The organism is Vibrio scophthalmi LMG 19158 (assembly GCF_000222585.1).
Classification (GTDB): Bacteria; Pseudomonadota; Gammaproteobacteria; order Enterobacterales; family Vibrionaceae; genus Vibrio; species Vibrio scophthalmi.
In genome coordinates, this window is sequence record NZ_AFWE01000223.1 from 109,804 (window position 1) to 131,882 (window position 22,079).

General features: G+C 44.3%; 21 protein-coding genes and 1 pseudogene. 11 read left to right on the forward strand and 11 right to left on the reverse strand.

The genetic code is table 11. The features are described 5' to 3' along the window. Positions 1-72 precede the first annotated feature (72 nt). Positions 73-390 carry a N(4)-acetylcytidine aminohydrolase gene (yqfB, locus tag RH88_RS21255; protein ID WP_005599929.1) on the reverse strand — a complete coding sequence of 106 codons (318 nt, stop codon included), beginning with the start codon at positions 388-390 and terminating at the stop codon, positions 73-75. Positions 391-1,245: 855 nt separating this feature from the next. On the opposite strand from yqfB, the gene RH88_RS21265 reads away from it, so the two are divergent. Further along, complete coding sequence (locus RH88_RS21265) at positions 1,246-2,340, forward strand: NADH:flavin oxidoreductase (RefSeq protein ID WP_005599931.1); 1,095 nt, start codon at positions 1,246-1,248, stop codon at positions 2,338-2,340. 63 nt (positions 2,341-2,403) lie between these two features. Then, the gene (locus RH88_RS21270) at positions 2,404-2,979 is read left to right on the forward strand and encodes a sugar O-acetyltransferase (protein WP_005599932.1); all 576 of its coding nucleotides are present in this window, start codon (positions 2,404-2,406) and stop codon (positions 2,977-2,979) included. A 94-nt stretch (positions 2,980-3,073) separates the two neighbouring features. Here RH88_RS21270 and RH88_RS21275 read toward each other — a convergent pair whose 3' ends face one another. The 4 genes from RH88_RS21275 to RH88_RS21290 form a co-directional block, all read right to left on the reverse strand. Beyond that, a complete protein-coding gene (locus tag RH88_RS21275) occupies positions 3,074-4,792 on the reverse strand; it encodes an RluA family pseudouridine synthase (protein ID WP_005599933.1) in 1,719 nt (572 codons plus the stop codon). Between the two features lie 138 nt (positions 4,793-4,930). Next, positions 4,931-5,332: a hypothetical protein gene (locus RH88_RS21280; protein WP_005599935.1), complete on the reverse strand. Its 402-nt coding sequence runs from the start codon at positions 5,330-5,332 to the stop codon at positions 4,931-4,933. Positions 5,333-5,571: 239 nt separating this feature from the next. Further along, on the reverse strand, positions 5,572-6,411 hold the full coding sequence (gene fghA, locus RH88_RS21285; protein ID WP_005599937.1) for an S-formylglutathione hydrolase: 840 nt from the start codon (positions 6,409-6,411) through the stop codon (positions 5,572-5,574). A 189-nt stretch (positions 6,412-6,600) separates the two neighbouring features. Continuing rightward, positions 6,601-7,749 carry an S-(hydroxymethyl)glutathione dehydrogenase/class III alcohol dehydrogenase gene (locus RH88_RS21290; RefSeq protein ID WP_005599938.1) on the reverse strand — a complete coding sequence of 383 codons (1,149 nt, stop codon included), beginning with the start codon at positions 7,747-7,749 and terminating at the stop codon, positions 6,601-6,603. A gap of 183 nt (positions 7,750-7,932) precedes the next feature. Between RH88_RS21290 and RH88_RS21295 the strand changes: the two genes are divergently transcribed. Continuing rightward, on the forward strand, positions 7,933-8,805 hold the full coding sequence (locus tag RH88_RS21295) for a LysR family transcriptional regulator (RefSeq protein WP_005599939.1): 873 nt from the start codon (positions 7,933-7,935) through the stop codon (positions 8,803-8,805). A 153-nt stretch (positions 8,806-8,958) separates the two neighbouring features. Here the strand turns inward: RH88_RS21295 and RH88_RS21300 are convergent, their stop codons facing one another. Both RH88_RS21300 and RH88_RS21305 read right to left on the reverse strand, forming a co-directional pair. Continuing rightward, entirely contained in the window at positions 8,959-9,741 is a 783-nt protein-coding gene (locus tag RH88_RS21300) for a siderophore-interacting protein (protein WP_040758055.1), read from the reverse strand. 192 nt (positions 9,742-9,933) lie between these two features. Further along, positions 9,934-10,562: pseudogene (locus tag RH88_RS21305) on the reverse strand (LysE family translocator). A gap of 141 nt (positions 10,563-10,703) precedes the next feature. Here RH88_RS21305 and RH88_RS21310 point away from each other — a divergent pair. From RH88_RS21310 to rplT, 7 genes are all read left to right on the forward strand, one after another. Then, complete coding sequence (locus RH88_RS21310; protein WP_005599941.1) at positions 10,704-11,144, forward strand: Lrp/AsnC family transcriptional regulator; 441 nt, start codon at positions 10,704-10,706, stop codon at positions 11,142-11,144. 186 nt (positions 11,145-11,330) lie between these two features. Further along, positions 11,331-12,326, forward strand: a complete 996-nt coding sequence (locus tag RH88_RS21315) for a porin (RefSeq protein ID WP_005599942.1) — start codon at positions 11,331-11,333, stop codon at positions 12,324-12,326. Positions 12,327-12,579: 253 nt separating this feature from the next. Then, on the forward strand, positions 12,580-14,208 hold the full coding sequence (locus tag RH88_RS21320; RefSeq protein WP_005599943.1) for a methyl-accepting chemotaxis protein: 1,629 nt from the start codon (positions 12,580-12,582) through the stop codon (positions 14,206-14,208). A gap of 401 nt (positions 14,209-14,609) precedes the next feature. Further along, positions 14,610-16,538 carry a threonine--tRNA ligase gene (gene thrS, locus RH88_RS21325; protein WP_005599944.1) on the forward strand — a complete coding sequence of 643 codons (1,929 nt, stop codon included), beginning with the start codon at positions 14,610-14,612 and terminating at the stop codon, positions 16,536-16,538. 3 nt (positions 16,539-16,541) lie between these two features. After that, a complete protein-coding gene (infC, locus tag RH88_RS21330; protein WP_081467400.1) occupies positions 16,542-17,093 on the forward strand; it encodes a translation initiation factor IF-3 in 552 nt (183 codons plus the stop codon). Positions 17,094-17,212: 119 nt separating this feature from the next. Further along, complete coding sequence (gene rpmI / locus RH88_RS21335) at positions 17,213-17,407, forward strand: 50S ribosomal protein L35 (protein ID WP_005599947.1); 195 nt, start codon at positions 17,213-17,215, stop codon at positions 17,405-17,407. 41 nt (positions 17,408-17,448) lie between these two features. Continuing rightward, positions 17,449-17,802, forward strand: a complete 354-nt coding sequence (gene rplT, locus RH88_RS21340; protein WP_004401084.1) for a 50S ribosomal protein L20 — start codon at positions 17,449-17,451, stop codon at positions 17,800-17,802. Positions 17,803-17,928: 126 nt separating this feature from the next. Here rplT and RH88_RS21345 read toward each other — a convergent pair whose 3' ends face one another. Next, positions 17,929-18,891: an integron integrase gene (locus tag RH88_RS21345; RefSeq protein ID WP_005599949.1), complete on the reverse strand. Its 963-nt coding sequence runs from the start codon at positions 18,889-18,891 to the stop codon at positions 17,929-17,931. 293 nt (positions 18,892-19,184) lie between these two features. Between RH88_RS21345 and RH88_RS21350 the strand changes: the two genes are divergently transcribed. Further along, the gene (locus RH88_RS21350; protein WP_005599950.1) at positions 19,185-19,802 is read left to right on the forward strand and encodes a LysE family translocator; all 618 of its coding nucleotides are present in this window, start codon (positions 19,185-19,187) and stop codon (positions 19,800-19,802) included. Positions 19,803-19,875: 73 nt separating this feature from the next. Here RH88_RS21350 and RH88_RS21355 read toward each other — a convergent pair whose 3' ends face one another. From RH88_RS21355 to RH88_RS21365, 3 genes are all read right to left on the reverse strand, one after another. Then, positions 19,876-20,715: a GGDEF domain-containing protein gene (locus RH88_RS21355; protein WP_005599951.1), complete on the reverse strand. Its 840-nt coding sequence runs from the start codon at positions 20,713-20,715 to the stop codon at positions 19,876-19,878. Between the two features lie 230 nt (positions 20,716-20,945). Beyond that, complete coding sequence (locus RH88_RS21360) at positions 20,946-21,467, reverse strand: DUF2058 domain-containing protein (protein ID WP_040758060.1); 522 nt, start codon at positions 21,465-21,467, stop codon at positions 20,946-20,948. Positions 21,468-21,635: 168 nt separating this feature from the next. Continuing rightward, positions 21,636-22,079: TetR/AcrR family transcriptional regulator C-terminal domain-containing protein (locus tag RH88_RS21365; RefSeq protein WP_005599953.1), on the reverse strand; the 444-nt coding region annotated here is incomplete at its 5' end.

Consider the following 22,079-nt stretch of genomic DNA (forward strand, 5'->3'; position numbering starts at 1 on the left):
GATGCGCCAGACAACAAAAAAGAGGCTTTTAAGCCTCTTTTTTATCACCATTTAATGACTGATGGTTCAGTCTTAAACCAACTCGTAGCTGATCATATAAAGTTGGTCGAGATCAGGATAAATCTCCCCAATTAATCGCTTTAATTCATCTAACGGCAGGGCTTCTTGTTCCGCATGGAATTCATTGATGTCATCGAACAAGAGTGGCTCAACAGACAAAATCTTAATATCACACACTTTTTGATCAGTTTCTAAAGTAAATACTTCGACTTGTGTGCCCGGAACATAGTGGCTTTCAGCTTCATCACGAATGGTAATAGTCTTCATACCAGAGGTGATCAACGGGGTTAGAAATTCAAAGAATGTAATCTTAGTTGGCGCTTGGCTCATGAGGTATCCACCATAGTATTTTAAGTGGTGAGTATACGTCAAAAGTCGCAGAATCAGTCAATGTTGATCACGGTAAAACCAAATAATTCGCTCAGGAGTGCCGTGTCAGGTTGGGATTGGCTATTTAGAAAGGGGCATTAAGGCAGCAAACTTAGAGGGCTGTCAGGGGAATATTGAACAAAACGCGCTGGTTAGGTGATAACCAGCGGATTTTACTATCGCTGATTACGCTGAAATAGAATGTTTGAGGCAAATATTGGTGTTAGTGAGTGATCCCACAAACGCCACAATCATCAGTGGTCCAAGTAGACATGACATGAGAGCGCACGCTGCTTGTTTTAAAGGGTTAGCTTTCGCTGGCGTAAAAAACTGAGTAGCAAAAAAGATAAGTAAACCTGCTATCGACCAAACAATCATAAAATCCTCTATTTTTTCTTAAGGCTTATTGCCTCTACAAACAAGATAAAGGGTTTCGAACTAAGGGTGTTATGCGGGCGGTCACACTTTGAGATAGTCACTAGATAAATAGTTTAGCGCCGTGATGACTAGGTCAGTATTACTGATAAAAGTCTTTTTAGCCAAAACAAGGTTTGGATAAGTAACTTTCCTTAGCTGCAAGCTTGAAGCGTGAGATTCCTTAATCCAGATTAAGGTTTTTACCTGTCGAAGTCGTTACCATGCCACTCATATTGGTGATAGTCACTAATGAAGAACAGCCCTGCAATTTGTAGGGCTGTTCTTTTTGGTTGTGTCGATGAAGCAACCAATTCCTTTATTTCTCACTATGCGCTTCGAGCTGAATCGGTATCGAGAGCAAGGGGAAGAAAGGAAATAGAATTTGATTGAGGAAAAGATTTGAGCATTTTGTTTTCACCATCCCGCATTGGCGGCATGACACTAAAAAACCGTTTTGTCCGTAGTGCAACATGGGAAAATTTGGCGACTGAAGATGGTCATATGACCGAAAAGTTGTACGACGTTTACCGAGAGTTAGCGGAAGGCGAAGTGGGCCTGATTGTGACCGGTTATGCCAACATTGTTGAAGAAGAGAAACCCAATGCAGGCATGATGGGGATGTACAATGACTCATTCATCGACGAGTACCAAAAGCTGACATCAATTGTGCATCAATATGATGCCAAGATCGTGATGCAGTTGGCTTATGGTGGCACTAAAACCACCTTTAATGTTGGCGAACGAGTGATCTTTGCTCCGAGTGAGGTCGCTGAGCGAGGCACGCAAACGCTCGGTAAAGCGATGACGCAGCAAGAGGTTGACTATATTGTTGAAGCATTTGCTCTTGCCACAAAACGCGCTCAAGATTCTGGATTTGATGGTGTTGAGATCCATGCCGCACACACCTATTTGATCAACCAATTTTTAAGCCCGTACTATAACCGTCGTGATGATCAATATGGTGGTAGCTTAGAAAATCGTATGCGCTTTTTGATTGAAATCTATCAGGCTTGTCGTGCACTTGTCGGTAACGATTTCCCAATTTTGGTTAAGTTGACCGCGTCAGAGTTTTTCGCGGGTGGCGCAACGTTTGATGAGACTCGTGTAATCTGTAAAAAGCTCGAACAGATTGGTGTTGATGCGATTATTGTCTCAGGCAACATTCACGGTAATGCGAGTAGCTTAGTGGGTGAGTCTTTTGATGGTTTTACCCTGCAGCAAGAAGGCTACTTCCACGAGTACGGACATGCCATTAGCCAAGATGTAAACGTACCTATCATTACCGTTGGCGGCTTGAGTGATATTCATGCCATTGAAGAGATGGCTGAAAATACCGGCATCGGGTACTTTGCACTTTCTCGCCCATTATTGGCTGAACCTGATTTGATCAAACGTTGGAAAGAGGGACAACGCGATGAGGTTGACTGTGAGCGCTGCTCTAAGTGTCGAACCAAACGCGGTAACTTCTGCGTGGTATATAACAAACGAAAATAGTCAGTCCTCTGCATGTTGCAAGGATGCTAAAGGGGCGAATACGTTGCCCTACAGAGAAGAACAATGAAAACTGAAAAACAGAAGATGTTAGCCGGTGAGCCTTACGACGCTTGGGACAAAACCTTGTACAGCGAGCGTATTGAGTGTCGTAAAACACTACAGCAACTTAATAATGCGCTGCCAGATTCAGCCGAGTGGCGTGACGCGATTGATCGTCTGATCCCCAACTCACAGGGCGCGTATGTTGAACCGCCATTTCGTTGCGATTACGGAACCAATATAGAGATTGGCAAAAACTTCTTTGCTAACTTCAATTGCGTGGTGCTTGATGTCGCGAAGGTCACGATTGGCGACAACGTTTTATTTGGCCCTAATATCCAACTTTATGCCGCTGGTCATCCTTTGGATGTTCAAGGGCGGGTGGAGCAAGGTATTGAGTTTGGCTTGCCAATTACGATTGGTGATAATGTTTGGTTAGGCGGCAGTGTGGTGGTTTGTCCGGGCATCACGATTGGCGACAACTCGGTGATTGGCGCTGGCAGTGTGGTAACAAAAGACATTCCAGCCAATGTGGTCGCTGCAGGTAATCCGTGCCGAGTGATACGTCCGCTTCAAGAGACGGATCGCCCTCGTCGCTAATCGCTCTGTTGTCAGGATAATTAAAACGCCTAAGCCGAGCTTAGGCGTTTTTGTATTGATATCCGACAAGTAGATGTTTCGGCCGCGTGCCTATTTAAAAGTCACATTTGGCGTTGAAGACCATACGACGGTGATCGTAGGGGTGATCAAACGAAAGCTGCTCTGCATGCAGATGCAATCGTGCATCTTTCTCGCCATACAAACCATCACCGACCATCGCCATGTTTAGCCCCATATGGTGGGCGCAATGGACACGAAGTTGGTGCGTACGGCCCGTTTTAGGATGCATATAGAGTTTACTGCGACCATCTTCAGACGCTATTAATTGCCAATAGGTGGTGGCGGGCTTTCCGTGCTCAAAACAGACCAATTGGCGTGGACGATCATCCGGATCGCCGCGCATTGGCAGGTTAATTTCCCCTTCAGTTTGCTCAACGATCCCTTCTACCATCGCGATATAACGCTTCTCAACGCCGCGAGTAATAAACTGCTTTTGTAAGCTCTTATTCGCACGGCGCGTTAGGGCAAATACCAGTAAGCCGGAGGTCGCCATATCGAGGCGGTGCAACACAAATGGTCCCTCTGCGTTGTCGTTAAACATCGCTTGTACGCGAGTATAAGCGGAATCTTTGATGGTTTTGCCCGGAACGGAAAGTAGACCGGAGGGCTTGTTGACCACCACAATCGCTTCATCTTGATAGATGACTTCTAACGCTTTGTCCGCGGCCCAGTTATCTTCAAGTGGGTTTGGGTCGACTTCTAGCCCTTGTAACATGTGGCCAAGGATCGGGTTACATTTACCGTGGCAAGAAGGATAGAACTTGGCGTGTTGGCGTACTTCTGACTTTGGCGACACGCCCCACCAAAATTCCGCCATCGCTAATGGGATAAAGCCATGCTTATAGGCGTAATGCAGCATTTTTGGAGCGGCACATTCGCCCGCACCCGCAGGCGGTACCGGGTTAGTATTTGGGGCAAAAATGGCTTTTAACGATTTTTCTTCACCGCGCGCATTAAGGAAGCGGTATTGTTCGAACAATTTGTTTTGCAGCGCATTGGAAAGGAGCTTTCGCTGCTGCTTTGCGTGAGTGATGGCATCAGTCAATGTTGAGAGTTGAGCCTCTACAAGGCTAATTTTCTCATCCCATTCTAATTTTAGGTACTTGAGTACGTTTTTTTCCGCCACACTTTGCTTGGCAAGATCATCAACAACGGCGGCTAATTCTTGGCCACCCAACGTCTGCTCAGCTTGTTGGCGTTGCAGCTTACGAGTTGCTCTACCATCGATCATCGCTTGGCGCTGCTGTGCTTCTTGTGCTTGGTAGTCTGCTTTATATTGCGCTAACTGCTGGGTAAGTTCTGCGACCAATGGATTTGCCGTCAGTGCTTTAACTTGGCTATTTAATGCGGTGATTTCTTCCAGCTCTGTGCGGAAAAAGCACTCTTCAGCCAGCATATCAAATACTGGAGGGACAAAGTTTGGTAATAGGTTTTGCTCAGCAATTTTACCCGAGAAGGCACTGAGATAACCCAGTTCGCCTTGAGGCGAGCGCACTAATAACACGCCAAACATTTTACCGGTGCCATTTCCCGTCACCGTTGTTGGCTCATCAGTCGCAAGTTGCTGCTCGTCAGTTAGACCAAAATCATGTTGCCATACTGTCTGAGTCGCGAGGTGTTGTTGTAACTCGTTGGCCGCAAGCACACAAAGCGGATGTGGCTGATAGTAAAACGGGAATGTGAACGCGCTTGGTAGATCGAACTGATCAACAGTGGCGTTAAAGCGGGTAAATAATTGCTCTGGTTGGTGCATGGTAAACTTCTATCAGCGACACGATGAGGCGCGATTTTACCTGTTTAGAGCAGGAATACCACCTTGCGTTACCTTAGGGGGAGGCAAGGTGGGTAATTGGATATTTGGTGTGGTGGTTCTGACGCTAGGTCGTGAGGATTATTTCACGTAGTCTGATTGCATGCTGGCCAACCAATGGTGTGCCGTGCCGTCGCTTTTTTCCACCCAGATATCATTACGATATTGCTCAATACGCCCTTTTACGCTGAGTTTAAACGTGTTGTTTTTAACTGCAACAACGCGCAGGAATTGATCGGATGTCGTCAATACAGGCTCGTTATCACCCAATTCTGACCCGTTGGCGATCAGAAAATATTGGTTCATTTTATTGAGTTTACGATCGGTAGACACGATTTTGTAACCGACCAAACTAAACTCTTCGCCAATTGGCGTTGAAGAAACCTGTGGGCCGAGAGAGGTGTGAGTTGGTATGAATACCCAAGCAGCCACGCCAGCGGCAATTAACACCAGCGCAAGTAGTACGATTTTAATTTTTGACATTATCGACTCTGAATAAAACAAGCGAACATAGATAGCGGCTAGTTTAGCTTAGCCTGACGAGGGAGCAAAGCGACAAAAAGAGAGGCAAGAAAGGAACGTTCTGATAAGGGTAAGTTGGCGTGCATGATTTTCGCTAAGTAGAGAGTAAAAACCCCGCCAGTGAAATTTGAGAGGGCGGGGTTTTAGGCAGTGATATTATTTAGTGATGCTCACTAACATCATTCAATCGACACTACGTTTTAAGCGAAAAGGTACTTAGCATGGAAGCGTAAGTGCTCTTCAATAAATGTCGACATGAAATAGTAGCTGTGGTCGTAACCTGCTTGCATACGCAAAGTAAGGTCGGAACCATGTAGATCCGCAGCCGCTTGCAATGCATTTGGCATCAATTGCTCATGTAAGAAGCCATCAGCATCACCTTGATCAACTAAGATTGGCAGCGCTGATTTATGACGTTTTAGCAATTCAGATGCATCATATTGTTTCCACGTTTCTACCGAAGAGCCGAGATACGCAGTAAATGCTTTTTGTCCCCAAGGACATTGAATTGGGTTACTGATTGGGCTAAACGCTGAGATTGAACGATAATTCGCGCTATTTTTTAGACCAATTGTTAACGCACCATGGCCACCCATGCTGTGTCCAGAAATCGATTTTACATCGCTGACTGGGAAATTTGCTTCAATCAGTTTAGGCAATTCTGTCACGATGTAATCGTACATTTGGTAGTGTTTTGCCCAAGGCTGCTGGGTTGCATTGAGATAGAAGCCTGCACCTTGGCCAAGATCATAGCCTTCATCATTGGCGACGTTTTCTCCACGAGGGCTGGTATCAGGAGCGACAATCGCGATACCTAACTCAGCCGCAATACGGAAAGCGCCAGCTTTTTGCATGAAGTTTTCATCAGTACAAGTTAAGCCTGATAGCCAATACATCACAGGAACAGGGTTACTTGGTGATGCATTAGGTGGAAGAAAAATAGCAAAACGCATCGAACAGGCTAAAACGTCAGATTGATGCGTGTATTGTTTGTGCCAACCGCCAAAGACTTTCGCTTGGCTAATGTTTTCGATGGTCATACTCATCCTCAATGAGATTGCTCTTTGTCTCGAGGGGATAATTAGCGGTTGCTAAAACACTTCGAGCCAAATCAAATTTGTCATTCATCAACCCTATAGATAAGCATGCTGATGAAGAGTGTCGATGCCGCTGGTAGCGGCACCGACCTTTAAAAGGAATGATTAAATCATTCGCAATAGGTAAAGATGTTACTTATCCATATGCAGAACAGTACGGATAGACTCACCTTTGTGCATTAGTTCAAATGCTTCGTTGACGTCTTGTAGACCCATGGTATGAGTGATGAACTCTTGTAGGCCAAATTCGCCAGCCATGTAACGTTCAACGATTTCTGGAAGCTCAGAGCGGCCTTTAACACCACCGAAAGCAGAACCACGCCATACACGGCCAGTCACAAGTTGGAATGGACGAGTAGAGATCTCTTGGCCTGCACCGGCAACACCAATGATCACTGATTCGCCCCAACCTTTGTGGCAGCACTCAAGAGCTTGACGCATCACGTTTACGTTACCGATACACTCGAATGAGTACTCAACACCACCATCAGTCATCTCAACGATCACTTCTTGGATTGGTTTGTCGAATTTCATTGGGTTGATGCAGTCAGTTGCGCCAAGTTGTTTTGCTAGCTCAAATTTGCTCTCGTTGATATCAACACCGATGATGCGGTTTGCACCCGCCATGCGAGCACCAATGATTGCAGATAAACCGATACCACCTAGGCCAAATACTGCTACGTTGTCGCCTTTTTCAACTTTTGCAGTGTTTAGAACCGCGCCCATACCTGTTGTTACACCACAACCTAGCAGACACACTTCTTCAAGTGGCGCTTCTTTGTTTACTTTCGCTAGTGAGATTTCTGGAAGTACTGTGTACTCAGAGAAAGTAGAACAACCCATGTAATGGAAAATGGTTTCACCATTGATAGAGAAGCGGCTAGTACCGTCTGGCATTAGACCTTTACCTTGCGTTTCACGAACGGCTTGGCATAGGTTGGTTTTACCAGATTTACAGAATTTACATTCGCCACATTCTGCGGTGTAAAGAGGGATAACGTGATCGCCAACTTCAACACTTGTTACGCCTTCGCCGATCATTTCAACGATGCCGCCGCCTTCGTGGCCTAGAATTGAAGGGAAGATACCTTCTGGATCGTCACCTGATAGTGTGAATGCATCAGTGTGACAAACACCAGTGGCAACGATGCGTACCAGCACTTCGCCTGCTTTTGGAAGTTGAACATCAACTTCTTCCATTTTTAGAGGTTCGCCAGCTGCCCAAGCAACCATTGCTTTAGATTTAATGTGAGTTTGACCCGGTTTGATATCAAGCGCCATTGGAGTTTCCTTATTAACGTACCAGTGCAAATTCACTGGTATCAATTCTGTGTTTAAGAATAGTTGAGGTTTTTATGTCACGCTTCCTCATCAGATGGTGCTTATTTTAGGTGTTTCACTTGAAATGATAATCCGGTTAAACTGTAAATGATTTTTACCAATACGTAATAATAGAGAGTGACGATGGCGATTTGGGAAGGGGTAAGTGAATTTGTTGCGGTTGCAGAAACCAATAGCTTTACTGGCGCAGCAAGAAAGCTCAATACCTCGGTAGCGCAGATAAGCCGCAGAGTGGCAGCATTGGAAGATCGACTGGCGGTAAAGTTATTACACAGAACGACTCGTAAGGTGACATTAACTGAAGCGGGACAGGTCTATTTTGAACAATGTAAATTGCTTGTGGAAGGATTAGAGCTGGCTGAATTAGCGGTAACGCAGTTGCAGACAGCGCCAAAAGGCAAACTAAAAATTACCGCCCCAGTCACTTACGGTGAAATGCATATCGCGCCATTACTGCACGAATTTTTATTGCTTTATCCGCAATTAGATTTGGAGCTGAACCTGACTAACCAAACGGTTGATCTGATTGAGAATGGGTATGATATTGCCATTCGGTTGGGACGTTTACGCGATTCTACCATGATCGCTAAGCGGCTCTCTTCTCGTCAACTTTATGTGTGTGCGAGTCCGGACTATATTCAACGTTATGGTGCGCCGCATTCGCTATCTGAATTATCACATCATCAGTGTTTAGTCGGGTCGGTGGAGTATTGGCACTTTCAAGATAAAAACTCTGAGAAATCATTGCGGGTGAGTGGGCGAATTCAATGTAACTCGGGCTTTGCTCTGCTTGATGCGGCGAAACGCGGATTGGGGTTAGTACAGTTACCTGATTATTACGTTCAAGCAGGGTTAGACAGCGGTGAATTGGTGGAAGTGTTAAAAGAGTATCGTGATGAACGTGAAGGAATTTGGGCTCTGTTTCCACAAAACCGTAACTTATCACCGAAAGTACGTCTATTGATCGATTTTTTGGCTGAGAAGATGGCGGATTAAGAGGCTTGGTCTTTGTGGATTCAGTGGTATTTTAACTAATAACGAGACTCCCTTCTTAAGGGAATCTCGTTATAGCCAGAGCAACGCTCTTATTACGAGGGCGTTACTGAGCAAATCACAAGCGAGAGATTTATGCTGTTGGTTTTAGCTAAATCAGTCGTTCTCCTGTGCATCCTGCTGTTTAATCACTTTATGGCCATCTTCTGATACGCCATTTTTCCAGTAGCTACTGATGTAAATAAAATCACGCTCGATGGCTTTGTCATTACGCAAGTATTGACGCAGTGCTCGCATAGCATCAAATTCACACGCGACCCATGCAGAAGCTTGACCTTCTAACCAGTTAAGTTGGCGCACTGCCTCGGCGAGGTCACTGGTAACCCAATGCACTTCCATACCCTTTGGCACCACAAGCTCTTGGATGTCTTTTTCGCTAAGCACTTCAACGACGACGTAACCTTTGGCCTCTGCAGGCAACTGACGCACCTTGGCTGATAACGCTGGCAGTGCTGTCATATCCGCGGCTAATACAAACCAGTCAGCAGAAAGATTTAGGTTAGAAATTGTGCCTGGCCCACGAATTTCAATCGTATCACCTAGTGTGGCATTCATCGCCCAACGTGATGCAAACCCACACTGGTTATCCGCTGTAATGTGGCGAACGAAGTCAACTTCGATGGCGTTTTCATCGGCCATAAAGCGACGAATAGTATAGGTGCGTATCATTGGACGTTCACCCTCAGCAAGCGAAGATAAGTCGGTACTACCGTTTTGATTAAACAGCAGTTTGATGTAGCCACCTTCACAATCGCTTGGGAAGTTTGCTAGCACGTCGCCTTGTAAGACAAGACGCTGCATGTTCGGAGTAATCATGTTATTACTCCGAACCGTTACGGCTTGAGAAGTGGAAGTTTGAGGTCTAGTCGCTTGCTGCATAGTCAACTCGATAGTGAATAATGATTTTTATTGAGAATAACACTCAATATCGTCCGCAAACAGCATCTTTAAACTAATTTACATTTGTGACGCCCTAGAGAGGAATGATAAATCTAGGTCTAGGGCGCGTTAACATGGCGATCAAAGCGTGTATTTAATCATTGACTGTTTTGGTTATGATGACATAACGATTTACAACATCGGTATCGTTGATGCCACTAGTAGCAGCGCCATTGAATAGTTAAACGTTCGCACTCGAACTGGTGTGGTTAAAAAGTGCTGCAGTTTCTGTCCTGCTGCGGTCCAAAATGAAACGGATGGGACATTCGCGAGAGCATAAACCAAGGCGATAATCGTTAATCCAAGCCAGCTATTATGTGGGTTGTATACGCTCACTGCCGTTAGCGCCATAGACCACCCTTTTGGATTCACCCATTGAAAGCTAGCGCCATAGACCACCCTTTTGGATTCACCCATTGAAAGCTAGCGGCTTGCCAAAAGCTAAGTGGTTGATAATTTAGGGTAGTTTCGCTAGGAGGTTGGCTGCGTGCGATTTGCCAGGCGAGATAGGCTAAATAGGTTAAGCTGATGACTTTGAGACCTTGATGTACGATCGGGTATTGCTCAAATAATTCGACTAAGCCGAATCCCACCAGTATTACCATAACAGGGAAGCCAATGGTGATCCCTAGCATGTGGGGAATGGTTTTATTAAAGCCGACGTTCGCCCCAGAAGACATCAGCATTAAATTATTCGGTCCGGGTGTAAAGGTAGATACAAACGCAAACAGCGCCAGTGCGGTAAGTTGTTCCCATTGCATAATATTCTCTCGCTGTTTTGAAAGTGAAGTTCAATAGAGTGATGTATTGCTGACCGGTCTAAAAATAGTCTACGTAGTAATTGGCTCAATTTTGTGCTTTTATTGCTTGATATTGAATTAAATAAGCAATGAAAGTTCGCTATGGATAGATTTGAAGAGAGAATATTGCACGAGCTGAAAAGGGATGGTCGAATCTCGAATGTGGATTTGGCCAATATCATAGGCCTGTCACCTTCAGCCACACTGCGTCGAGTACAAGATTTAGAAAAGCGTGGTGTGATCACCGGTTATAAAGTAAAGCTCAATACCATCGAGCTAGGTATTGGTTTTATTGCTTATGTATCTATTGGACTTGCTAGTCATCGCAAGCAAGCACAGCTGGCTTTTGAAGAGCATGTTCGTGACGTAGATGAAGTGGTGGAGTGCCACAATATTACCGGTTCGACAGAGTATCTATTGCGTGTTGAAACCAAGGATCTCATCAGCTATAAAAAATTTCATGCCGATGTATTGGGGGAGTGCGAGCATGTCAATTCCATTACTACCATGGTTGTCATGGGCTCTCCGAAAGATGCACGTTAGCTTTTCATTACTGGGTTAATCTTGCTATTAAACAACCCTACAGAAAGTAAGTTTGTAATAAAAAACAAATAGGTATGAAATTTAACTTTCATTTTTGTGCCATGTGATTTTCATATTTGATCGCTAATTTAGTCACCAGCAAAAGCAATTGAGCGCATAGCTCACGACTAACTTAGGGAAAAGAAAATGAAAAAAGCAGCAGTGGCACTTGCCGTCTTCGCCGGTCTAACTTCAGGTTCAGCGCTAGCCGCAACAGTATATAGTGCGGATGGCACCGAGTTGAAAGTTGGCGGTCGTGTTGAATTTCGTGGTGACTTTATCGGTACATCAAAAGGCGCTGAGATTGACGGTACGATGAAAGACAGTACGCGTGCACGTCTTAACCTTAAAGGTAAATCTCAAATTACGGATGAGTTGACCGCTTTTGCCGTTTACGAAGGTGAGCAAGATACTGGTGATAACCTATTTGAAAACCGCTACATGTATGCTGGTCTTCAAGGTGAATTCGGTGCAGTTTCTTTTGGCCGTCAAGATATGGCATCAGTGATTGTTTCAGATATGACCGATATCACCGAGTTTTCTGGCGTTCAGCAAGTGATTGAGTCAGCAAGCGATAAGCAAAACAGCGTGTTTAAGTACGCAGGCGATTTTGATGCACTGCAAGTTGAAGCAACTTATCAAGCGAACCAGGCGAAAGACACGGATGGCTATGGTATTTCTGGTCTATATTCACTGCCAATGGGGTTAGATTTAGGTTTGGCTTTCTCTGGTGCGGATTTGGGTCAAGGGGCGGGTAGTGCTTCTGAAGCGTTATTTGGCTTAGGTTTTACAATAGAAAACCTTTACCTTGCAGGCACATATTCATTCGGCGACTTGAATGACAAAGCCAGCGGCACGGAAGATAAAGAATTTACTGCGATGGAATTTGTCGCTCAGTATCAATTCAATAAACAGTTTTCAGCGGCCGCGCTTTATACCAAGCAAGAAAACGAGCAAGCAGATAGCGCCAAATATGACGATAAAGAAGGTGTAGAACTGGTCGGGTACTACAAGTTTAACAGTAATTTCCGTACTTACCTTTCATACTACCTAAATGGCTTGGATGAAGAAAAAAGTGCAGTAACGGGTCTAGTCACCCAAGGTGAAGATACCCTTCGTCTTGGTGTTCGCTACGATTTCTAACTGGCGTGAGGCCATCGTTTCTTCAAGCCAGAGCAATGCTCTGGCTTTTTCCTTTTTGTTCAGTTGCTTAAAAAACTTGTCGGCATATTGACTGTGGTGACGTTTTTTTGACGGGGTTTGTATGTTAAGTTGTTATAATTTAATGACTTAATCGGGTGGACTTGTGGTGTGTAATTGTAATAGACTCGCCGCCTCGATGGGAGGATTCCCAAAGCATGGATGCGCACTTAGAACCTGATAATAAAGGCCAACCATGCAGTTTTCATTGAAAAACCTTTCTATTCGCACCCAAGTACTGTTGCCAGTGCTGTTCACTACTTTCGCTCTCTTTATTGCCCTTTGGATCACCAAAAACAATCTACAGCAAGAGCAAGCGGTGGTTTCTGATAACACCCAGTCTTTGGTTTACTATAAAGATTCGTTAGCCAAAATCGACGACCAAGTTTACCCACTACGTATTAGTGCGGTGTATGCCATTTACGATGCCGACCGCCGCGATGCTTTTCTTGCAGAACTAAAGCAAAGTATGCGCGAGATCCAACGCGACTTAGATGGCATGGCAAAACGAGGTACATTCCGCACTGAAGTCAATCAAGTGAACCGTTCGATTGAAGACTATGTACGTCAGTCAGAGCAAGCGGTAACGTTTTTCAACCGTCGTGACCAAGGTTTGGTATCACAACAAGAATATAATGACTTTATTGCCAAATATCGTACTGCAGGCAATGTGATGGTTAGTTCAATCAATGATTTATCTAAAAAGGTAAATACAATTGCAACGGCTGCAATGGCAGAGAGCGAGCGTGCTGCCGAAAGCGTACAGAGTTTAGCAATGTGGACCGTGCTCAGCGTATTGACGCTGTCATTGGTTGTAGCGTGGTTCCTGTCAGGTATGATTGTGACGCCAATTCAAACTCTGCAACAAGTGATGCGTAAGATTGCTCACGGTGATTTATCTGTCCGTGCGGAAACTGACGGTGACAATGAAGTGGCACAGCTTAGCCAAGATGTAAATCAAACTGTTGAGCAGCTGCATTCGACCGTAGATCACTTAACTCGTATTAGTGAAGAAGTCGCGTCGGCATCAACTGAACTTGCAGCGGTAATGACTCAAGCAGAAAATAATGCTCAACAAGAGCTAATGGAGATTGAACAAGTCGCTTCAGCGGTTAACGAGTTAGCATGTACGGCTGACAACGTTAGCGATAATGCACAATTGGCGGATACTACCGCTCGTGATGCAGAACAATTAGCACTCTCTGCCTTAGCAACCTTTGAAGAGAGTAATGCCGCCAGTGAACAAATGGGCCATGCACTTAACGATGCAGCACTGGTCGTGACTAAGCTGAAAGAACAATCTGAGCAAATCAACAATGTGATTGAAGTGATCAGTGGTATCTCGGAACAAACCAACTTGTTGGCGTTAAACGCAGCAATTGAAGCCGCACGTGCCGGTGAATCGGGCCGTGGCTTTGCGGTTGTTGCTGATGAAGTGCGCATGCTGGCTGCACGTACACAAGCTTCAACGGTTGAAATTCAAAGTATTATTGAAGAGTTACAGAAGCAGTCGGGCCTTGCGAACGATGGTATGCAGATGAGCCTTGATATGCTGACCAAGAATAACGACCTAGCACGCCACGCTAATGAAGCGCTGGTGGGGATTACCGAAGCCGTTACGCACATTAATGATGCCAATACCCAAGTTGCAACGGCAGCTGAGCAGCAATCGCAAGTGACGCAAGACATTAACCGTAACGTGGTGAACATGTCTGAGTTGGTAAATCAGAATGTTACTGGTATTAGCCAAAGCGCGAGTGCGAGCAATGAACTGTCTCAGCTAGCTGAGAAGCAAAAAGCACAATTATCGTTCTTTACCCTGTAAGGCTTGTTGTGGTCAATGTTGTCTTTCTTGATGCGATAATACTAGAAATGGTATGACTAGAAATAGGGCAACAATGTTAGGGCTATCCCCCTAAGCCTTGAAGAACAAAGCTTACAGGCATACAGCAATATATCTAAACGCCGCCAGCGTCTTTCGCTTGGCGGCGTTTTTGTTGTATTGCTTATGAAATAATCACGAGTAAAGGTTATTCATCGAAATGTGTGACTTTGATTGTTATTTTGTCTGGTTCGGTTACAATGTGCGCCTATTCGTAGGAAGGGGCATCCGTATTTGTCTCTAAATGCGAACGAAAAACCAAATTCACTAATCGGTTTAAATGGCTTAAAGCGATTAAATAAGCAAGTGTTGCTTGGTATGCAACACCACTGTAAGGATTATACATGCCTATTATTACTCTTCCTGACGGCAGTCAGCGTCAATTTGACAACCCAGTTTCTACTCTTGAAGTTGCACAATCTATCGGCCCTGGTCTTGCAAAAGCAACCATCGCTGGTCGTGTTAACGGTCAACGCGTTGATGCATGCGATCTTATTGAACAAGACGCAAGCCTAGAAATCATCACAGTAAAAGATGAAGTGGACGGTCTAGAAATCGTTCGTCACTCTTGTGCTCACCTTCTAGGTCATGCAATCAAGCAGCTTTACCCACAAGCGAAAATGGCGATCGGTCCAACGATCGACAGCGGTTTCTACTACGATATCGATCTAGAAGAGTCGCTAACGCAAGACGATCTTGAAAAGATCGAAAAGCGTATGAAAGAGCTTGCTAAGACCAAGTACGAAGTTGTTAAAAAGAAAGTTAGCTGGCAGGAAGCGCGTGACGCATTCGAAGCGCGTGGCGAAACTTACAAAATGGAAATCTTGGATGAGAACGTTGCTCGTGACGACCGTCCAGGCCTATACCATCATGAAGAATACATTGACATGTGTCGTGGTCCTCACGTACCAAACATGGGCTTCTGCCAACACTTCACACTGTTGAATGTTGCAGGCGCTTACTGGCGTGGTAACAGCGACAATAAAATGCTACAACGTATTTACGGTACTGCTTTCCATGATAAGAAAGCACTTAAGGCGCACCTAACTCGCCTTGAAGAAGCGGCTAAACGCGACCACCGTAAACTCGGTAAGCAGCTTGACCTATTCCACATGCAGCAAGAAGCACCAGGTATGGTGTTCTGGCACCATAATGGCTGGTCAATCTTCCGTGATCTAGAAGTATTTGTACGCTCTAAGCTAGACGAGTACGGCTACCAAGAAGTAAAAGGTCCACTTATTATGGATCGCGTTCTTTGGGAGCGTTCTGGTCACTGGGACAAATACGCTGAGGCGATGTTCACGACTTCTTCTGAGAACCGTGATTACGCACTGAAGCCGATGAACTGTCCAGGTCACATTCAGATCTTTAACCAAGGCCTGAAATCTTACCGTGATCTACCATTACGTATGGCTGAGTTTGGCTCATGTCACCGTAATGAACCATCAGGTGCTCTACACGGTATCATGCGTGTACGTGGCTTTACTCAAGATGACGCTCATATTTTCTGTACTGAGAGTCAAATCCAAGAGGAAGTGACGAGCTGTATCAAGATGGTTTATGATACATACCAGACATTCGGTTTTGACAACATTGTTGTTAAATTATCAACACGTCCCGAAAACCGTGTTGGTTCTGATGAAATCTGGGATCAATCAGAAGAAGCGCTTAAACTATCTCTTGAATCGATGGACATCCCATACGAAATTCAAGAGGGCGAAGGTGCATTCTACGGTCCTAAGATTGAATTTACTCTACATGACTGCTTAGACCGTGCGTGGCAATGTGGTACAGTACAGCTAGACTTTAACCTACCAAATCGCCTTGGTGCGACTTACGTAGGCGAAAGCAATGAGCGCCTTGTACCAGTTATGATCCACCGCGCGATTTTAGGCTCTCTAGAGCGTTTCATCGGTATTCTAATTGAAGAATACGCGGGCTTCTTCCCAACGTGGTTGGCTCCTGAACAAGCAGTAATTATGAACATTACTGACAAACAGGCTGATTACGCACAAGAAGTAGCAAAAAAATTGCAAAAAAGTGGAATTAGAGCCAAAGCGGACTTGAGAAATGAGAAGATTGGCTTTAAAATCCGCGAACATACATTGAAGCGTGTACCGTTTATGCTAGTTTGTGGCGACCAAGAGATGGAAGCAGGCGAAATCGCAGTCCGTACACGTAGAGGCAAGGATCTTGGCAAATTTAAAGTGGATGATTTAATTACATACATCCAAGCCGAGATTACTAGCCGTAAGCTCAATCTGGAGGAATAAGCTATTAAAGGCGGAAGACGCGGCCAACAGCCGGTAAAACAAAACCCGCACCGTTTAAACGGTGAAATTCGTGGCGTACGTGAAGTTCGTTTAACTGGTGCTGACGGTGAGTCAGTTGGTGTTGTATCAATTCAAGAAGCTGTAGCTGCTGCTGAAGAAGCAGGTATGGACCTTGTAGAGATCAGCCCTAACGCGGAGCCACCAGTCTGTCGCGTGATGGATTACGGCAAATTCCTCTTTGAAAAGAGCAAGTCTGCTAAAGAGCAGAAGAAAAAGCAAAAACAGGTTCAGATCAAGGAAATTAAATTCCGACCTGGAACTGATATTGGAGACTATCAGGTAAAACTACGCAACCTGACTGGTTTCCTTGAAGACGGCAACAAAGTGAAAGTAACTATTCGCTTCCGTGGCCGCGAGATGGCTCACCAAGACATCGGTGTTGACGTTCTACATCGACTGAAAGCCGACACAGAAGAATTTGCTGTTGTTGAATCTTTCCCAACTCGAATAGAAGGTCGCCAGATGATCATGGTGTTGGCCCCTAAAAAGAAGTAATTAACGGCTTTTGCAAGTAAGAAAATCTAGTCGCTTTTCTTGAAAAAGATAAACGGCTAGGTTTTGTTCGCCCTAATTACTATTGTTATAAACAACTCAACAATGCGGAGTTATTCATCATGCCTAAGATGAAAACCAACAAAGGTGCTGCTAAGCGTTTTAAGAAAACTGCTGGTGGTATTAAGTTTAAGCACGCTACTAAACGTCACATCCTGACTAAGCGTACTACTAAGAACAAGCGTCAGCTACGTCCAAATGCAATCCTTCCTAAGTGTGAAGTGGCTGCAATTGCTCGTATGATGCCATACGCTTAATTCTTTTTAGTTTAATATTCGTTTAGTTTAGGAGAAGCATAATGCCTCGCGTAAAACGTGGTGTACAAGCTCGTGCACGTCATAAGAAAGTTCTAAAACAAGCTAAAGGTTACTACGGTGCACGTTCACGTGTTTACCGCGTAGCTTTCCAAGCAGTTACCAAAGCTGGTCAATACGCTTACCGTGACCGTCGCAACAAGAAACGTCAATTCCGTCAACTTTGGATTGCACGTATCAACGCGGCATCTCGTCAAAATGGTCTATCTTACAGCCGTTTCATCAACGGTCTTAAGAAAGCATCTATCGAGATCGACCGTAAGATCCTTGCTGACATCGCAGTATTCGACAAAGCAGCATTTGCTGTACTAGTTGAAAAAGCGAAAGCTGCTCTTTAATTAGCAGTTCAGGTTTAATAAAAGGAGAGCTTAGGCTCTCCTTTTTTCTTTTTCTAATCACCAATTTTCCCCTCCAACGTATAAATTCTGCTAACACGCTTTATTTCGCTTTACCCAGTTTTTGAACTATAAACTCGATAGTGGGCTTAATACACCGTTCGCTCCGCGGTCAATGACATGCGTGTATATTTGTGTCGTCCTAACGTCACTGTGGCCGAGTTGCTCTTGAACGGTGCGTATATCAGCGCCTCCTTCCAACAAGTGTGTAGCAAAACTGTGTCTTAACGTATGGCAAGTTACGTGTTTCTCTATTCCTGCATCAACAGCGGAGCGTTTTACCGAGCGTTGTAACACGGTTTCTGCCATATGATGACGGCGCATTAGGTCGGATTCTTTATCAACAGAGAGCCGAGTAGACGGAAAGAGGTAGTGCCAGCGAAATTCATATTGCGCTTGAGGGTACTTGGGAAGCCGAGCTTGCGGGATCCAAGCGCCACCATAGCCTTTAGTCTGCATATCTTTATCATAGAAACGTTGTGTTAACGAGATTTGCTCACGTAGCAAAGGATAGAGCTCTTTGGCTAAGGTGACGGTGCGATTCTTACCGCCTTTACCATGCCAGATGCGCAGAGCACCGTAGTCGAAATCAATATCTTGTATTCGCAGTCGCATGCACTCCATTAAACGAAGCCCTGAACCGTACAGCAACATACACTGGAGCTTATGCCTTGGATCAATATGTTCGACGAAGCGTCGCATCTCTTGTTTTGTAAGCACTACGGGTAGCTTGATGTCTTTAAGTGATTTGGCAAATTTCATATTAGGGTCAACAGAAATCAGCAGAAACTCTCGATAAAGAAACAATAAGGAATTGAGCGCGAGAGCTTGCGTTTTTGCTGCCACACGTTGTTTAACGGCTAAGTCAGATAAGAAGGCTTCGATATGTTCATCACCCAGTTTGCTTGGGTGTTCGAACTCATGAAAGCGAATATAACGCGAAACCCAAAATGCATACGCCTCGATTGTTTTCGTCGCGTAGTAGCGAGAGCGCATATGTTCTTTAAAGCTGAGTAAAAACTGACTCTTCATATTCTCTAGTACTGTTTATTTATACATATCACTAAGCATAGAGTGTTTTTTGCGCTAAGCGATTGACCAGTTGGTTAACTGAGGTGCAATTGGTGCTTGGTTAAACCTTGATTACATGACTTTCAGGCGGGTGTGTGAGTGAAGTAGTGATTCAAAAGAAGGAAAACCGCGGTGATTGAGGCAATATGATTTCTTTGACTACAAGCGATTACTCGTGTGGGAAAAAGATAATCGTTGTTGTGTGCGCAACGATTAACGTTACGCTCAACTTAGTAACATCAAGAGAAATGCTCATGGAATTATGGAAATTACTGTTATTTATCCCTGCTTGCTTTGCTTTGAATATGACGCCGGGACCCAACAATTTGTTGTCGATGAATAATGCCCGTTGTTTTGGCTTTAAATCCGCTTTGTTTGCTGGCTTAGGGCGCATTGTCGCATTTTCATTCATGATCGCGCTTGCAGGATCTGGCTTGGCAGTCGTGCTCTACACCTCAGAAGCGATCTTTTTGGCAATCAAATTGTTTGGCGCGCTATATTTGGTTTGGATTGCATGGCATCTATGGCGTTCTCAAGCGAGTCCGTTAGCGGATGTTGAGACAACGAAAAGCTCTTTTGGCTTAGCAAAGCAAGAGTTTATTTTAGCGGCAGGCAACCCGAAAGCGATTTTGATCTTTACTGCATTTTTGCCTCAGTTTGTCGATGTTACGAGCTCCATCAATCAACAGTTTTTCATCTTAGGCGTTACATTTTTACTATTAGAGCTGATGGCAATAAGTCTTTATGCGTTATTTGGGCTATATCTTCGCCATTGGTTTACTCAACCGAAGATGGCAAAACGCTTTAATCGTACTTGTGCAGGGTTTCTTGCACTTTCAGGCATTAACTTATTAGTCAGTCGACAAACTTGATACTCTAGCGAACAGTGCGCTCACTGTGTAGTGGCGCGGTACAACCCGATTAACTGAGTGACTAGTGATGGTCTTACTCATAACCTTCGAGTTCAAACTCTCTGTTATAGAGGGAGTTCTTACAGCGTTTCATTTCACGTAGGTTTTCTTCTGCTTCTGCTATGGATTCTTTGAAACGGTTATTTAGGCACGCGGCTGTGCCGGAACTGAAGCTGATCTCTTTTCTTTCATAGGCTTTGGTGACCGATTCAATATAATCTTCGGCTTGGTCTATATCGACGACAACGAGAAACTTGTCAGCTTCGATTCTAAACACATAGCCAAGATCTTGGCAGGAATACATTAGCTGTGTGGCGAAGGCATTCAGTACTTTGTTACCAATATCATGGCCTTTAGATTTGTTAACGTTACTGAAATTATCGATATCAAAGTAGAACACTTGATAGGCCCCTAAGGGGACAAGATCGAGGGTTGCTAGGGTGTAGCATTTGGTGAGGTTGTCAGTCAATGTGAGTTTATTTATACGAGTAAAGTGAAGATATAACCCTTTAATGATACAGCCATAACCAATGATGAGTAGTGCTTCATCCAATAATGCATCGGCGAATGGGAAGCGATTACTGATCATTAAATCTATGTAGACGATTTCGGTTATTGAGTCGTAAACGCCATTTGCGACTGCAATCATTAGCCCTAGTTTTATCAGCTTTGAGTTTACTAATTTACCTATCATCGAAGTCATTAAAATAACGCAGTACAGGCGCACCACCTCCAATAGGTAATCATAAATAGATTCTACAGGGATCTGAAATACGAACACTGGCACGATATAGACAATAGGAACAATCGAAAATTTGATCGCACTGGTAAAGATCCAGTGGGACAATTGATGATTATTGAATAGTGATCTCATGAACAACTCAACGACGACAAAAAGTTAAAATCGTCGCGATAATAGCAAAACGCATGGATTATTAATGCAATTCATTGCACATAAAGTAAAGATATTCAGTGTAACAGCGAATTAAGCAGATCAAAGATGTGTTGAAGAGGTTTTAACGTAGGGGGAAATATTAGCCAATAATGTAACTGGTTGATAAAAAGAAAGAGAGCTGCCGATAAAATAGAGCAGCTCGATTGCTTTTACCACATTAGGTCATCAGGAACGACGAAATCTGCGTACGGATCATCTTCGGCGACCTCGGTTGATTCCGCTTCTTTCTGTTCAATGATGACTTGCTCGTCACGTTGAGCAATCTTATTGGCGACAACACTTGGGATCACAACGTAAGTTTCTTCATAACGTGCAATCGCTAAGATGCCACTGATCAACTGCTTACGGATCAATGTATCAACATAGAAGGATTTAACTAAGGTTCCATCGGTAAAGTTGTACTTGATATCGCCATCGCCTAAATCAACTTTGTTCATTTCGATCAGTTGCTTAATTTGAGCGCGGATTTCGTTGCTTAAACGTTGCTCTTTTTGCTGGCTGCTCAATTCTTTGTCACGTTCTTGCTGCTGACGTTTGTTCTCTTCAACCGCAGCTTTTACTTCACGAGCTTGCACACGAGACTTTTTAGAGCCTTTTTTCGCTTTTTTTAGTTTCTTCTCGTTTACTAAGCCTGCTTTTAACATTTGCTCTTGCAGTGTTAACTTTGCCATGATCATTCCAATTCGTTTTTATCTTTGATGCATTTTATCGGGTCATCTGCAGCAAATAAAGATCGTAGGCAGACATTAGTGATTATTCTTCTGCTGTCGAGCTCAAATGACACAGAGTTAGCTTGTTCAGAATGATGATAAACATCAATCTGTAACGTTATCTACCTGCTATTTGCTCGCGTATGTCGCCACAAAACCGTTAACGGCTGCGTTTACTACTCGCTCTAACTCTTCGCAACTTGGTGGTGGTTGATGGGCTAGGAGTTGTGGCCAAAATACGACGGCTTTAATACTGCCAATGAATTGCTCAATTGCTAATTCAACATTGGTAACGTTGAGCGCTTTTGCTTCAATGCCTTGTCGGATCCATTCTTGAAGACCATAAGTATCTTCAATGGCTGAAAATCTTTGTATTAGCATCTGTGATGCAGTAGGACAACGGATGCATTCAGCTATCACCAACCTTGCAGTGGCTTGAAAATCTTCAGTATTGATATAACAAAGTTGTTTTAGTGTGAGTTGCGTCAATTGAGTCGCAATGGAAACTGAAGGACTAAATTCAGCCTGACACTGATCATCAAATCGACACATCAACGTGCTGACAATAACCTC

Bases quoted from the DNA above. Each gene is read 5' to 3' on its own strand.
- RH88_RS21345 (WP_005599949.1), bottom strand. From the start codon at position 18,891: ATGAAGAGTCAGTTTTTACTCAGCTTTAAAGAACATATGCGCTCTCGC.
- RH88_RS21360 (WP_040758060.1), bottom strand. From the start codon at position 21,467: ATGGCAAAGTTAACACTGCAAGAGCAAATGTTAAAAGCAGGCTTAGTA.
- RH88_RS21270 (WP_005599932.1), top strand. From the start codon at position 2,404: ATGAAAACTGAAAAACAGAAGATGTTAGCCGGTGAGCCTTACGACGCT.
- yqfB (WP_005599929.1), bottom strand. From the start codon at position 390: ATGAGCCAAGCGCCAACTAAGATTACATTCTTTGAATTTCTAACCCCG.
- RH88_RS21275 (WP_005599933.1), bottom strand. From the start codon at position 4,792: ATGCACCAACCAGAGCAATTATTTACCCGCTTTAACGCCACTGTTGAT.
- fghA (WP_005599937.1), bottom strand. From the start codon at position 6,411: ATGACCATCGAAAACATTAGCCAAGCGAAAGTCTTTGGCGGTTGGCAC.
- RH88_RS21290 (WP_005599938.1), bottom strand. From the start codon at position 7,749: ATGGCGCTTGATATCAAACCGGGTCAAACTCACATTAAATCTAAAGCA.
- RH88_RS21300 (WP_040758055.1), bottom strand. From the start codon at position 9,741: ATGCAGCAAGCGACTAGACCTCAAACTTCCACTTCTCAAGCCGTAACG.
- RH88_RS21280 (WP_005599935.1), bottom strand. From the start codon at position 5,332: ATGTCAAAAATTAAAATCGTACTACTTGCGCTGGTGTTAATTGCCGCT.
- rplT (WP_004401084.1), top strand. From the start codon at position 17,449: ATGCCTCGCGTAAAACGTGGTGTACAAGCTCGTGCACGTCATAAGAAA.
- RH88_RS21320 (WP_005599943.1), top strand. From the start codon at position 12,580: ATGCAGTTTTCATTGAAAAACCTTTCTATTCGCACCCAAGTACTGTTG.
- rpmI (WP_005599947.1), top strand. From the start codon at position 17,213: ATGCCTAAGATGAAAACCAACAAAGGTGCTGCTAAGCGTTTTAAGAAA.
- RH88_RS21310 (WP_005599941.1), top strand. From the start codon at position 10,704: ATGGATAGATTTGAAGAGAGAATATTGCACGAGCTGAAAAGGGATGGT.
- thrS (WP_005599944.1), top strand. From the start codon at position 14,610: ATGCCTATTATTACTCTTCCTGACGGCAGTCAGCGTCAATTTGACAAC.
- RH88_RS21350 (WP_005599950.1), top strand. From the start codon at position 19,185: ATGGAATTATGGAAATTACTGTTATTTATCCCTGCTTGCTTTGCTTTG.
- RH88_RS21295 (WP_005599939.1), top strand. From the start codon at position 7,933: ATGGCGATTTGGGAAGGGGTAAGTGAATTTGTTGCGGTTGCAGAAACC.
- RH88_RS21355 (WP_005599951.1), bottom strand. From the start codon at position 20,715: ATGAGATCACTATTCAATAATCATCAATTGTCCCACTGGATCTTTACC.
- RH88_RS21315 (WP_005599942.1), top strand. From the start codon at position 11,331: ATGAAAAAAGCAGCAGTGGCACTTGCCGTCTTCGCCGGTCTAACTTCA.